This is a genomic window from Methylobacterium symbioticum (assembly GCF_902141845.1).
In the GTDB taxonomy this organism is placed as follows: Bacteria; Pseudomonadota; Alphaproteobacteria; order Rhizobiales; family Beijerinckiaceae; genus Methylobacterium; species Methylobacterium symbioticum.
On record NZ_CABFPH010000137.1, the window covers coordinates 1 to 11,285 of the forward strand.

Annotated in this window: 16 protein-coding genes and 1 tRNA gene; 9 read left to right on the forward strand and 8 right to left on the reverse strand. The window is 59.3% G+C overall.

The window, feature by feature from the left end; translation table 11 throughout:
• Nucleotides 1–362: 362 nt before the first annotated feature.
• Nucleotides 363–605 (forward strand): hypothetical protein, encoded by a 243-nt coding sequence (locus tag MET9862_RS26110; RefSeq protein WP_244612917.1) that lies wholly within the window; start codon nucleotides 363–365, stop codon nucleotides 603–605.
• Nucleotides 606–612: 7 nt separating this feature from the next.
• Here the strand turns inward: MET9862_RS26110 and MET9862_RS26115 are convergent, their stop codons facing one another.
• A complete protein-coding gene (locus tag MET9862_RS26115) occupies nucleotides 613–1,290 on the reverse strand; it encodes a response regulator (RefSeq protein ID WP_142585884.1) in 678 nt (225 codons plus the stop codon).
• A gap of 606 nt (nucleotides 1,291–1,896) precedes the next feature.
• The gene (locus tag MET9862_RS30545) at nucleotides 1,897–2,028 is read right to left on the reverse strand and encodes a hypothetical protein (RefSeq protein WP_280178999.1); all 132 of its coding nucleotides are present in this window, start codon (nucleotides 2,026–2,028) and stop codon (nucleotides 1,897–1,899) included.
• 150 nt (nucleotides 2,029–2,178) lie between these two features.
• Here MET9862_RS30545 and MET9862_RS26120 point away from each other — a divergent pair, with 150 nt between their 5' ends.
• A complete protein-coding gene (locus MET9862_RS26120; protein ID WP_142585885.1) occupies nucleotides 2,179–2,460 on the forward strand; it encodes a hypothetical protein in 282 nt (93 codons plus the stop codon).
• Nucleotides 2,444–2,689, forward strand: coding sequence for a hypothetical protein (locus tag MET9862_RS26125; protein WP_142585886.1), 246 nt, complete (start codon nucleotides 2,444–2,446; stop codon nucleotides 2,687–2,689). Before MET9862_RS26120 ends, MET9862_RS26125 begins: the two co-directional genes overlap by 17 nt.
• Before the next feature lie 404 nt (nucleotides 2,690–3,093).
• On the opposite strand, the gene MET9862_RS29675 is transcribed toward MET9862_RS26125, so the two are convergent.
• Entirely contained in the window at nucleotides 3,094–3,231 is a 138-nt protein-coding gene (locus MET9862_RS29675) for a hypothetical protein (protein ID WP_185157013.1), read from the reverse strand.
• A 632-nt stretch (nucleotides 3,232–3,863) separates the two neighbouring features.
• Here MET9862_RS29675 and MET9862_RS26140 point away from each other — a divergent pair.
• From MET9862_RS26140 to MET9862_RS26160, 4 genes are all read left to right on the forward strand, one after another.
• Nucleotides 3,864–4,055, forward strand: a complete 192-nt coding sequence (locus MET9862_RS26140) for a hypothetical protein (protein WP_142585887.1) — start codon at nucleotides 3,864–3,866, stop codon at nucleotides 4,053–4,055.
• A gap of 53 nt (nucleotides 4,056–4,108) precedes the next feature.
• Nucleotides 4,109–4,184 (forward strand) — tRNA-Ile (locus tag MET9862_RS26145).
• Between the two features lie 27 nt (nucleotides 4,185–4,211).
• Complete coding sequence (locus MET9862_RS26150; RefSeq protein ID WP_244612918.1) at nucleotides 4,212–4,469, forward strand: hypothetical protein; 258 nt, start codon at nucleotides 4,212–4,214, stop codon at nucleotides 4,467–4,469.
• A 386-nt stretch (nucleotides 4,470–4,855) separates the two neighbouring features.
• Nucleotides 4,856–5,050: a hypothetical protein gene (locus MET9862_RS26160; RefSeq protein ID WP_142585889.1), complete on the forward strand. Its 195-nt coding sequence runs from the start codon at nucleotides 4,856–4,858 to the stop codon at nucleotides 5,048–5,050.
• Nucleotides 5,051–5,053: 3 nt separating this feature from the next.
• Here the strand turns inward: MET9862_RS26160 and MET9862_RS26165 are convergent, their stop codons facing one another.
• Both MET9862_RS26165 and MET9862_RS26170 read right to left on the reverse strand, forming a co-directional pair.
• Nucleotides 5,054–5,245: a hypothetical protein gene (locus tag MET9862_RS26165; RefSeq protein ID WP_142585890.1), complete on the reverse strand. Its 192-nt coding sequence runs from the start codon at nucleotides 5,243–5,245 to the stop codon at nucleotides 5,054–5,056.
• Nucleotides 5,246–5,620: 375 nt separating this feature from the next.
• Nucleotides 5,621–5,842 (reverse strand): hypothetical protein, encoded by a 222-nt coding sequence (locus tag MET9862_RS26170; protein WP_142585891.1) that lies wholly within the window; start codon nucleotides 5,840–5,842, stop codon nucleotides 5,621–5,623.
• 381 nt (nucleotides 5,843–6,223) lie between these two features.
• Between MET9862_RS26170 and MET9862_RS30550 the strand changes: the two genes are divergently transcribed.
• The gene (locus MET9862_RS30550; protein ID WP_280179000.1) at nucleotides 6,224–6,346 is read left to right on the forward strand and encodes a hypothetical protein; all 123 of its coding nucleotides are present in this window, start codon (nucleotides 6,224–6,226) and stop codon (nucleotides 6,344–6,346) included.
• 181 nt (nucleotides 6,347–6,527) lie between these two features.
• Complete coding sequence (locus MET9862_RS26175) at nucleotides 6,528–6,887, forward strand: VanZ family protein (RefSeq protein WP_142585892.1); 360 nt, start codon at nucleotides 6,528–6,530, stop codon at nucleotides 6,885–6,887.
• 293 nt (nucleotides 6,888–7,180) lie between these two features.
• On the opposite strand, the gene MET9862_RS26180 is transcribed toward MET9862_RS26175, so the two are convergent.
• The 3 genes from MET9862_RS26180 to MET9862_RS26190 all read right to left on the reverse strand — a co-directional run.
• Nucleotides 7,181–8,110: a hypothetical protein gene (locus MET9862_RS26180; protein WP_142585893.1), complete on the reverse strand. Its 930-nt coding sequence runs from the start codon at nucleotides 8,108–8,110 to the stop codon at nucleotides 7,181–7,183.
• 76 nt (nucleotides 8,111–8,186) lie between these two features.
• On the reverse strand, nucleotides 8,187–10,478 hold the full coding sequence (locus MET9862_RS26185; protein WP_142585894.1) for a hypothetical protein: 2,292 nt from the start codon (nucleotides 10,476–10,478) through the stop codon (nucleotides 8,187–8,189).
• A 571-nt stretch (nucleotides 10,479–11,049) separates the two neighbouring features.
• Nucleotides 11,050–11,285 (reverse strand): integrase core domain-containing protein (locus tag MET9862_RS26190; RefSeq protein ID WP_142585895.1); only part of this gene is annotated, 236 nt, incomplete at its 5' end.

Sequence of the window (11,285 nt, forward strand, 5' to 3'; positions counted from 1 at the left end):
AGAAAGGGTCGATCCCGCAGGGAGATGCAGAGGAGGGCAGGGGAGGACCATTCCTTTACACGGAGAGGGTCGGGGGTTCGAGTCCCTCACCGCCCACCATATAATCCAATTGCTTAACCCGAGCCCTGCTTACCAGCCCATTCGATTTGTAAGCACATAGTAAGCAGAACGGGCAAACCAAGGGCGTCGCAATCTTCTGGCAACCCGGCCGCGCCAGATGGCCAGCATGCCCGCACCCAATCACCTGGCCGTCGTCCCGACCTCCGATCTGCGCGTGGCGCGACGGCGTCGAGATCCTGAACTCCGCCAAGTCCCTATGCCCTGGCCTCTATGGCGAGACGTGGCAGAGGACGCATGCGGTGATGCTCGACTTCCTCGACCGGTTCGGCGAACAGGGTCAGGACCTCGGCTGGACCGATCTCAACCTGTTCGGCGTGCATCCAGTGATCGGAACCGGCCGCGTCGATCACTGCGGAGCGTTGATCCTCGCGACGAAGCCGGCGGAGTGGATGGACGCGACTCGCATCAACTTGGGCAACACGACCTACTCCCGCGACAAGCCGGGCATGCCGCGGGGCGTGCCGATCTGGGCGTTCAAGGGCTGAGCTCCGTTCAGTGCTTCAGCGCGTCAAACCAGCCTTGAGCAAGTGCGTACTGCACGATCTTGGCTCGCGACCTGATCTCGAGCTTCTCACAGGCACGCGCCTTGTAGGTCTCGACCGATTTATCGGTGACCCCAAGCTTGCCCGCTATCTCCTTGTTGGTGAACCCAAAGGCAATGAAGCGAAAGACGTCACGCTCTCGGTCGGTCAGACCTCGGGGAGCTTCGCTCCCGTAGAGTGCGTGACCGGGGCCGCCTCTGTGAGGTGCAATCAGGTGTCCAGCCACCGCCGGATCCAGGTATATGCCACCGGACAGAGCGGCGCGGACAGCTTGCAGCAGCACCTCAGGCTGCGAACGCTTCTGCACAAAGCCACGCGCACCGCTTTCTAGAGCATGAACCATGTCTGGACCGCCGTCATGTGCGCTCAGCACGACCACGGGCGTTGCGCCACCGCGATCGGCGATCCAGCGGTCTAGGCCAATGCGAGCCAGTCCTGGCAGATCACGGTCGAGCAAGATAAGATCAGGGTTGCTCTCTGCTACAGATCGCAAGGCCTCTTCTTGCGACGCAACATAACCTGCAAACGTTATACCGCCCTCTGCTTCGAGCAGGCTCTCTACACCTTTGGCGAAGATTGGTTGAGGATCTGCCACAAGAATCCTGGCTGGGCAGGCGATCAAGCTCATCAAATGCGCGTCCAACGAAGGCCAGCCGCAAGGATGGCACCGGTGCCTGCAATGAATGCGCCTTAAAAAGCGTTCCATCATTTAGTCGTATAGGGCCGAATAAAGAAAGTTAGGAAATTTTTACTTTGATCGCATCGATAATATGTGCAAGCATCTCGAACTGAATTGGTTGTTGCGCCACCTCCTGCGCGCAATGGAAAGACCGGACTTAACGCAGTTGCGAAGCGGACGGCATGTATCCGATTTACCACTTCGGGTGAAGCTTGCAGTGAGATCTTCGCTATACCTCTTGCGCCTCCGCTCGGAGCGGCTAAATGCTACTGGGAGGGGGCGCCGGATGCCTGACAACGTTGGGCCAGAGGCTTTGCCTTGGTCGGCGCCCCCCTCGCCCTACACAAATCTACACTTGGGACCTAAGAGGCGCACTGAAGCTCCCCAGTGCACGGAGGCGTCGTCATCAAAGGCACCTCAACGTTGGCGGGTGGCCAACCTCTGCGCCAACGTGCCGACGCTCCTGGTCATGGGCAGGACGGCGCGTCGTGACCGGAAGGATAGCCAGCGCTACCCCCGCGCCACGGACCGGCCCGCCTTGCTCACCATCTGCGATCATACCAGCGCGGCAGCCTGAGCCTGGGTCTCGGTCGGGAAGGTGCGGTAGGACTCGGCGAGCACCTCGCTCACCTCGTTCAGGAGCACCCACTTCCACATCTTGCCGGCTGGCCGAACTTCGAAGCGCATGACGCCCTCGCGGGATCTATTCCAGCTGCGAGAGTGCGCTGCAAAAGTGTCGGATCGCCAACGCTTTGCCGGCCGCCACGATCTAGGTTGGTCTCCTCCGACTTTGTCCCAGGTATCCACCCGATCCACACGTCAGTAACGCTTGTCTCAATGGCCGAGTCGATCCCCACCACCAGCGATTTCGTCAAGGCGATGGTGATCGCCACCGACCAGGTGGAGGCGCTGCTCGCGGCCTATGGCGCGAACCCTGGCGCCGGCCCGCTGCCGCTCGGCGAGGGCTACACCCTCGACGTAGGGCGTAGCTCGCTTTTTGCAGAGCGCAAAAGAGCACACGATAAACCCCGCGCGGCGGCTGCCGGCCGGGCCAAGGCGGTACGCGTTGTGTGGCGTGCTGGTCACGCGGCGGGAGGCAGCGATGGCGGTGATCCATGAGCACAGCATCATCTGGGCAGACACCGACTCGGGCGTGTGGACAGCGCGAGCCTATGTGTGCGGCGTGCCGTCGATCTTCTATGCCGCCGAGATGAGCGTGCTTGGGAAGGGCGACGTAAGCCATAAGGTCTGGCAGGCCCATCAGGAACTGAGGGATCAATCTGAAAAGCCGGTGCGGCCTATGAGTCTGGGCGGTCGCGACTGCGTGTTGGTGATCGCGGCTGGCTGAAACGAAAAAGCCCCGCGCGGCGGCTGCCGGCGGGACGAAGTGGGTCCATTGCACCACGCGCGCCGGCAGGGGAGCCAATGCGCGCGGTCTGCTGATCTGCCCTCACGCGGATCAGCCCTGCCAGCATACCTGCACGGGCGGGGACGGCCATCGGCCAAGGTGACGATGCCCGCAGAAAGAAACCCGCCGCGGCGGGGCCAGGCGGGCAGGAGTCGGTCTCGATCTCGCATGGGAGGAGGATCGAGCCGCCAAGGTGCGCCCAGGATCACTGACCGTCACCTCACGATGCGGCGAGATCGCTCCGACACCTGCGCGCCACACCTCCGGCACCGCCGAAAAGATGAAAGGCGCCCCCGGCCTGAGCCAGGGGCGCCCGCGGGCATGTGAAGCAGAGTGTGAAGCGATCAGGGCTTCGTTCGCGCCGCCTCGAGCCGCTCGATTCGGCTGGTCAGCCGATCCTCGACGCGTCCGACCCGCGTGCGCACCGCGTCGACCTCACGCTCCTGCATGCGCCAGTGCACCTCATGCTCGGCCCGGCTCACCTGACTTCCTGCCAGTCCTTCGATCCGCTTGAGGCAGCCGGCCTTGAGTTCATCCCCGAGAACGGAGGAGGCGCAGGCGTCCGCTTCCGGAACCGAGTGGATGGGACGCGGGACGAGCACTGAGACGCCGCAGATGTGAGGATCCACTGCTCCGCAAAGCCGGTGTTTTTGCGCTTCCGGCTCCGACCCAAGTTGAGCGAACTGAACGGTCCGACTGGATCGAGCGTTGAGGGTGCCCAAGTCGGGAGGGCGCCGAGGAACGGCCGATGTGGAGCTGGCGGACAATGGATCGGGCGCCGCGGGACGGCCGCTGGATCATCGCCATCAATCGGCAGGAGCCGGACCGCCGGGCCGTTATCCGGTGGGACCCGGGGAGCTTCGGGGGTGAGCAGCCCTGGCGGGTCGCCTCTTGCGACCACGGCTACACGTCGGACGCGTTCACAGACTGGATGCCGTTCCCGCCCTGGCCTGTGCCTGGCGCAGACATCGACGCGGATCAGCGCGAGAGCTCAGTTGCACCGGGTGCGAGCGAGGGCTGATTCATCGGGGTGGCCTCAGGACCTACTTTCTGTCAGCCAGCCATCCCGGCCCGGCGAAACCGCCGATCCACGGCAGACGAAGAAGGAACCCCAATGCGCACCTTCATCTTGGCCACGGCTTTGCTCACGGGCTTCGGCGTAGCGTCATTCGTGGCCCCGGCATCGGCCACTCCAGTCGGTCCGTCCCAGCTGCTGACCGCGAGCTCCGGCATATCCGAGCAGGTAAAGATGAAGCGCAGCCGGCCGGCCGGTTTGCGCAAGATCCCGAGCACGAAGGGCCTCTGAACGCCGAGGCACGCTGCTGGCCTGCCGCCTTTGGCGGGCCCCTTCAGCGATCTGGGCCTGTAGCTCAATGGTTAGAGCCGACCGCTCATAACGGTCTGGTTGCAGGTTCGAGTCCTGCCGGGCCCACCACCCTTTCCCGCCCTTGCTGAGGCCCTGATGCCCTACACCCTCCAACGCCTCGCGGCCGGTAGCTACGATCTCCTGCTAGATGGGGAGTTCGTCGGCAGCGTGGTCCGGGATCTATCTGGAGGCGGGGATGTACGAGGCTGGCAGGCTGAGCTTCTGAGCGCTGCACCTCCCATGCCGACGCCGTTTACGAAGGAAGCACATCGGTTCGAAACTCTCGAGGCTGCCAGGAAGTGGCTGGACGCCACAATCACTGAGGACGAGGCGGCTAGCCTCACCGCGCCCTAAGCGAATGTTGGTCGACTGGGCTCAGCCAGCCCCATATCCACCCTTGGCATTGTCTGATTGAGGAATGGGCGGCCGGTTGTCATATCCGCCGCTCTCCGGACCGAGGGCGTCCTTTGGCTCGGGGCTGCCGGGTGAAGTCGGACCTGCCGCGCCAGGCGGCTGCTGTGCCTTCCTCGCCTCCCCAAGCGGGTGCCCTGGCGGCACGATGCCCAGCGCTTCCTTCTCGCTGCGAGTCTCTTCGTTCATCCAGACCTCCTCGCCAGTGACTTACCTGGCGAAGCCGGTGGACGCAGGGAGGGTTCCGGAGGCGGTTAACCAATGCCGCCACACCATGGGGGTGGCTCAAAAACTGATGCGGCCTTGAGACCACACAGGCTCGCAGGGTGATGTGGACGGCCACTGACGCCATCGAAACATCCAGATTTCAGCCCGAGCTTGCCGCGGTTGCACTCCATCCAGCCAACATCATGATCGCCACCTCACGTGCCGTCATCCTTGAGCATCGTGAAGCCCTCGCCGTGCTCGCCTCGTCCGCTCTGTTCCTGACCGGGCTGATGGCGTTGCTTGCTATCGCGACCTGATGCTCAGCGCGCACTTACCCATTCCAGCAACGCCATCAGCAGCGCGATCCCGAGCATCACAGCGGTGCCACTGGCGGCGGCAATGAGGATAGAGCGTCCGGCCATGTCGGATAACCGGAATGCAATCTTGGGACCGGCGGCCAGCAAGGGGACCGGTGCGCTTTGTGCATCCGCCCGATGCCGGTGCCCGATCACCCGGCGCCGCTCCGGCCGTTTCGCTGATCCCCTCTGAGCAGGCGACCGGGGCGGTCAGGGATGGCGGAAGGCGGCGAGGAGCGCTTCAGGCCAGTGCCTGCGGGTGCCGCGATGGTGTGCCCGAGTAGCGCTGGGGCATCCGTCGACAGCCTGTGTGCCCCTTGCGGTGAACGGTGGCAGGGACCTGTCCGCCATAGCCGCCGTGAACGCTGACGGCGCCAAGCGGTAGGCGCCCAACGCCCCAGCAAGGGTCACCGGCCGCCAGCCATCCTCGGTCTTTGCCTCGCACAAGAAGTTGGAGTCGCTCGCCATGGCCGCAGAGTGCCATGCGGGAGCGGCTGCCGCTGTAGCCTGCCTGCGACGGCAGCAGGCGAGTTAATGCCCGCCTGTCACATGCGCCCGGATCCAGCGCGGGGAAAGGATGTCGCCGGCCTCGGTGGTGATCCAGGGCTGTCCCTCATGGCGCTCCAGCGCGACCGCGGCGGCTGCGAGCGCCTCGCGGAGCGTCGCAAAGTCCTGGCTCCGAGCTGTATGGGCAGGCCCGTACCCCGGCCACAGCCTCAGCTTAGCCCGCTGATCCAGATCCTCGGGCTTCATGCCACTCCCTCCCAGCTGCGCTGCTTCTCGGCGAGTCGGTGCATAAGCGTAAGCGACGCTGCCGGAGGTGTGTTGCCGCAGCCTGTCGGAGGATGAATTCGGCAAGCGGTTGCCGCTCTGGCCACCATGACCAAGGGTTCGCACCTGCTTCGAGCCGTTCACATGCCGGCTCAGGCTGAGGCCGCGGAGGTCGAAGCACGACTTGATGCAGAAAGGGCTAGGGAGGTCATTGCCACCATCCTGATGGGATGAGGAGCGCTGCGGTGTGATCACACTCGCCCACGGCGGCGACGTAACAATCGACGCAACACGCAGGCAAAGCCGAGCTTCTACACGGCGCCCTACACGACGGCCGTAAATGGCTGCGAGGGGGATACGACCATGTTCCAGATGATCACCAGGCTCGTCATCGTCGGCAGCAGCATGCTTGCGATGGCCTATGCGCCGACGCTCTCGCCGGCACGCGCCGCGCCTGCTGCTGCCATCAGCTCTCCCGCTGCCTGAGGAGCATGCCCATGAACCTCCTCATCCCTCTGATCGTGAGCAATTTCGTGGTCGCAGCCATCCTGCCGATCGCCGCTCAGGTGTGTGGCTGAGGGGCGCTAGCGGCCGGCTCACTCGCCCTCTGGCGCCGACCTTGCGAAAAGCCACGCTTCCGACACAAGGGGCGCGCCAAGCACAGATCATGCAGAAATCCGCACGCCTTCTCGGCTGGCTGCTCCTGGCTGCCCTCGCATTCGTCACCGTATGCCCGATCAGCCTACGTCCGATATCGAACGAGCCGCTTTGGTTCGAGCGCTCGGTGCCTTATGCACTGTTCGCCCTCCTGTTCTCGATCGGCTTCCCGCGCCACCGCGTGATGGTCCTCGTGCTGACCATTGCCGCAGCGGGTGCGCTTGAGGCTGCGCAGATCCTGCAGCCAAGCCGACATGGCCGCCTTCCGGACTTCCTCATCAAGGCGGCGGGATGCGCTTTTGGGTGGCTCGTCTCGCAAGCACTTCTCGGGCTGTATCGGGCACGCGAGCGGTGGGCGCCCCGCTTCTAGCGACAGGTTGAGCGCTTCAACCGCGGCATCATGCAACATCATGGGACATCTGACGGGCCCTACAACGAGGCGATGATCCGTCGACGGACACGTCTCAGCCTCACCATCGCGATCAGCTCAACCTTCGTGATCACCATGATCGCCGTCGTTACCCTGTGTTGGCTGTAGGGGCGCGGGCCAGCGACCAGCAGTTCCTCCAGCCGCTTCGTATAACACGGCGCGCATCTCGAACGATGGAGCTGCCCCACCTGCTCTCATCCGGAACGACGGCCTGCAAGCGATCTGATGGTCCCTCAGAGTTTTGGCACTGTGTGTGATAATGGCTTAGCTATGCCCTCGCCAGAACGCAGCATCTCCTCGCTACGTCGAAAGAGGGGCAGATAAAGCTCGTGATCAACCAATGATACATTCATTTGGTCCATTTGATTATAATTATTATATATAACAAATATCAACGGCAGGCATCTGAAATTCCTGCTAGAACTGTCTCTGTTGAGGAAAAATCTCGGAGTTTTCGGCCAATTCCAAGTTAACCCGCTTTGGAATGGAAGCTGTCGTCGATCGTTTCCGCTCAGCATCGCCCCTGTACGGTCGCGACCGAGAGGCCGATCAAGACCGTTTTCCGTCATTGGTATCTCATAAGGGCTAACTCTATCAGCCCCATCGATGCACTCTCGCATGGTTATAGCAGCAACATTGTCACTAGCCGCGGCGATCCAAATACCCTCAAATGCAGTTCCATCCGACGTGAGGCGCTTCTCTAAGCCATATTTTTCCCGCAAACTTTGAAGTAGGGCCAGTCCCGGCATCTGACCGGGCTCAAGTGCCAAGGTGCGCATCACTGCAACAAGTTTGTCTGGAGTACTCGGCTCTTCGTTGAGGAGTGCGAATGTTTCTCGACCATCTTCTCTGATGAACATTAATCCAGACCCGTAAGGACGAATTTTGACATCATTTGATATGATGCTGGGTCTTTGAATACGTATAACGCGATCAACCTGCATGTGCTTCCGCACGATCTGCTCGGCTTCGGCAAAATTCATACCGAGGCGGAGGCCAATAACATCGACCGCAGGTGCGTTTTTCGCGCTGTCCATTTCCTGCAGCAACTTTTGCCGCTCATTTCGCTCGCGATTTTGTCGAAGTAGATCTTTTTGCACCTGAGCTGTCGCGGAAAGCGAAACAAGGCACAATAAACCTGCAAGTGCTGCCCTGGGGCTCATCAGCATACCTCGAATGAAGTTGGCAAGTTATGCGAAATATATGTCGGCTATGAGTATTGTTTTACAATTCGATGATTCATGGGAGAGAGGTCTTCGGCGCTGATAGAGCATTCGAACGCCTATTTATAATCTTCGTACTATCGTAGAGCATATATCCGGCCCTGCCACCAGCAGCTTGAACCGCCAAAATTTCGCCGCATCGGTCTGTGATAAATTCTGATCTGAGATAGTCCGCATCATAGAGCCGTCCAATAATGCCGTAACATCCCGTAGCTTTACTAAGCCGCGCTTTGTGAACGGGATCTGGAGCCCAAATCATTATGATCTGAGACGCTCGGAAGTCATGCTCCCCATACTGTCTTACAGCTGCACGTCGAACGTCATCATCCATACTTAAGCTGTTTCTGCCGTCCATGTTCATGCTGACGTTCGTTGCACGCTTCACGAAAAAGACTTTACGATCCTGCGGATCGTAGGCTAAAATGTATCTCTCATAAACTTCCTCTCCCTTTCCAAAGTCGATTTGGACGAAATTTGGAATGACAGCATCAACCCCAGCAACGGGGTCTCGATTAATCAAGTCGCCGCTCGCCCATTCAAGATTAGAATAGCTCGAAATTAAGATCTTAGTTGCCTCATCCACGTTCATGCCCAGTTTAACACCCCGAATGTTATACTTGTACTCGGCCGATCGTGCGGGAATATTCAGATTATGAGTAATAATTTCCACGGAACTCTCGTCTGCATCAATTGTTTGGGCTAAAGGATTCTCAGAATAAATTGATATTTTTCGTGGCATTAGTCCAAAAATAAGAGTTATTTTCCCGGCTGATCCCTCAATGATTTCTGGCTTTACAATGTCAAAATCAGCGGCCAGCCTGCCGTTATCTCCACCAAGTTTCGGCATGTTCCCTTCAGTCAGACGTAAGCCGAACCAATGAGGACTTGGCTCCATTACAGCGATTGCTTGTACATCCTGCCCAGCAGGAAGAAGCACTTGACCCACGGAGTCAGGACGTCGCGCACGGGCTACTTCTAAAAGATTGGAGTTTGCACCGGCAGGTAGAACGCTGCTCCATCCGTTGAACACCTTCATCAGGTCGACTGATATGTCGCGGCCATTCTGCTGCCAGGATTGTATGCGTGAGATACGGAGGCGGTCGGGAAGTGAGCGACTACGCTCGGCAAAGGCCTTCTTGTACTCCTGTATATCCGCAGATTTTGGTGATGTGTCAGTTTGTATGAGTGAAGAACTGAGAATGCGCGGCCAACTCGTGCTGAAGAGCATCCCATTATCTCGGCGGCGATCAAGCACTATACGTTCAATCGTTCGCCTCACCCCCAGGCTCGCTTCGATAAAAGCTTGATTGGATACGAGCGTCGGATCGAGACGAGCCGCAAGCAAGCGTGGGTATTCAGGGTCGAAGAGTGGAGTAAAGCTGGTGCTGCGCTTTTTCGCAGTTTGTTGTTGCTCCGGAAGAACTGCGCGTCCCGCCGTATCGGCGTCGGCGGGAACAGGAAGAGTCGCTAGGACAGTACTCGCATCCCAAGCACCGACAACTCGAAGATCAATAATCTTCGCTTCGGCATGATGTGAATCTCCTTCCTTCCGTAGTTTTTCGATTTGGAAGCGCGTTACGAGCAGAACCCGGCCGAAATTGCGCGACCCAGTCATTGTGTTGCGCTGCCCCTGCTTCACTTGCAATTGTCGGAACGCGCGAGCATCCTTCTCCGACAGAGCCCACATTTTCGGATAGTTCAGTGGGGCTGTGACGATTAATCGACGGTGATTGAGTGAAGATGTAAATCCGCCATTGTTCCAACTGAGGCCGCCTAATTCGAAACTTTGCGACACCGGGTCGTATCGTTCGGCCGAAAAATCTTGAACATAGGCGAATCGCATAGGTGCGCGGGTGCCTAGAGCTTTGAGTTGCTCAGCATGATCTTTGACAAAATCGTTTCGGGAATCTAAGCTTTCGAATTCATCGTCACCGCGCCATGCGTATTTCGTTGGTTCTTGAGTAGAAAACTGTTCTAAGCCGTAAATTGTCTGGGGATTTGCGTACTTACGCCAGACCGTCGGTTTCATCAATGGTAAATAAACATGAGGATGGTCATATGCATCCGACGGTTCAGCTTTGAGCGACAGTACCAGCCGTAGATCGCGCAAGCGCTCTGGGGTTTGGAATTTGTCTAAGCTGCGCCCAGGATTAACAGTGTAAACGTATCCGCTGTCCGTTTGCAGGCTGTCAGGATTGAACGAGATCGCTGACGATTGCTGTTGGGCAGAGTTGAGATGACCTTGCTGGGCCTCGGCAGAGGTAAGCACAATCATCAAGACGGCAATTGCAAAGGACGAGGTCTTCATTTCAATCCTCGGGGCATTCTAGTTAAATGACCATAAAGCGTTTCAGTTTACAAGAGGTTGTTTTTGAGATTTTCATTGCTTCTGTAGGATATAATTCAATATCGGCTGAAATCTATGGGATGCCTGAAGTTCAAGCCCCAAGGCCTGACTCCGCATAATCACGAATTTGCGTGCCTGCTGTACGACGTCTGGAGGAAGTGGATGGAGATTGGCGGGGCGGCGCACCGCCCGGTGTGAAGTCCGGACCAAAAACGTAGTGTAAAAATGTTAAAGCCGGGCGCTTGTGAAAGCGGCCCGGCTCAGGTCATCCTCGGAGGTGCGAAGCTACCGAGAACGAAAGCTATGATAGCAGAAGCAGCGGTGCGGCCTAGCGGCGCCGCCAGCCTGAACGGTCGTGCCCCGTGGGGGAACGACCGTTGTCGTCATGAAATTCTTGCTCGTCCAGGATCAGGCCCGCATCTCGATCAGAGGAGCGGCTGGTCACAGTCGCTGTCGATCGCGCCTTTTGATCTTGCCTCGTTGGCTCGGCCGCATGACCTGACCGGTATTTTGGACCGGGCTGGGTGAGAGGCTAGTGCATGGTGGCGGCCATGGGTAGCCGGAAAGCCAGATCGAGGACGGTGACGGGCGCGGGCGGCCGGTAGCCCAGCGACGAGTGCGGCCGGACGCGGTTGTAGGTTGTTTGCCACAGCCCGATCACGATCTGCACCTCCCGCAACGAGTAGAAGATTTCTTGGCGTAGGCACTCGTCCTTCAGCTTGCCGTTGAAGCTCTCGCAATAGCCGTTCTCCCAAGGCGATCCGGGAG

What these genes read in the sequence shown, in the direction of transcription:
- MET9862_RS26110 (WP_244612917.1), top strand. Translation starts at nt 363, where the DNA reads ATGCTCGACTTCCTCGACCGGTTCGGCGAACAGGGTCAGGACCTCGGC.
- MET9862_RS26115 (WP_142585884.1), bottom strand. Translation starts at nt 1,290, where the DNA reads ATGAGCTTGATCGCCTGCCCAGCCAGGATTCTTGTGGCAGATCCTCAA.
- MET9862_RS30545 (WP_280178999.1), bottom strand. Translation starts at nt 2,028, where the DNA reads ATGCGCTTCGAAGTTCGGCCAGCCGGCAAGATGTGGAAGTGGGTGCTC.
- MET9862_RS26120 (WP_142585885.1), top strand. Translation starts at nt 2,179, where the DNA reads ATGGCCGAGTCGATCCCCACCACCAGCGATTTCGTCAAGGCGATGGTG.
- MET9862_RS26125 (WP_142585886.1), top strand. Translation starts at nt 2,444, where the DNA reads ATGGCGGTGATCCATGAGCACAGCATCATCTGGGCAGACACCGACTCG.
- MET9862_RS26140 (WP_142585887.1), top strand. Translation starts at nt 3,864, where the DNA reads ATGCGCACCTTCATCTTGGCCACGGCTTTGCTCACGGGCTTCGGCGTA.
- MET9862_RS26150 (WP_244612918.1), top strand. Translation starts at nt 4,212, where the DNA reads ATGCCCTACACCCTCCAACGCCTCGCGGCCGGTAGCTACGATCTCCTG.
- MET9862_RS26160 (WP_142585889.1), top strand. Translation starts at nt 4,856, where the DNA reads ATGTGGACGGCCACTGACGCCATCGAAACATCCAGATTTCAGCCCGAG.
- MET9862_RS26170 (WP_142585891.1), bottom strand. Translation starts at nt 5,842, where the DNA reads ATGAAGCCCGAGGATCTGGATCAGCGGGCTAAGCTGAGGCTGTGGCCG.
- MET9862_RS30550 (WP_280179000.1), top strand. Translation starts at nt 6,224, where the DNA reads ATGTTCCAGATGATCACCAGGCTCGTCATCGTCGGCAGCAGCATGCTT.
- MET9862_RS26175 (WP_142585892.1), top strand. Translation starts at nt 6,528, where the DNA reads ATGCAGAAATCCGCACGCCTTCTCGGCTGGCTGCTCCTGGCTGCCCTC.
- MET9862_RS26180 (WP_142585893.1), bottom strand. Translation starts at nt 8,110, where the DNA reads ATGAGCCCCAGGGCAGCACTTGCAGGTTTATTGTGCCTTGTTTCGCTT.
- MET9862_RS26185 (WP_142585894.1), bottom strand. Translation starts at nt 10,478, where the DNA reads ATGAAGACCTCGTCCTTTGCAATTGCCGTCTTGATGATTGTGCTTACC.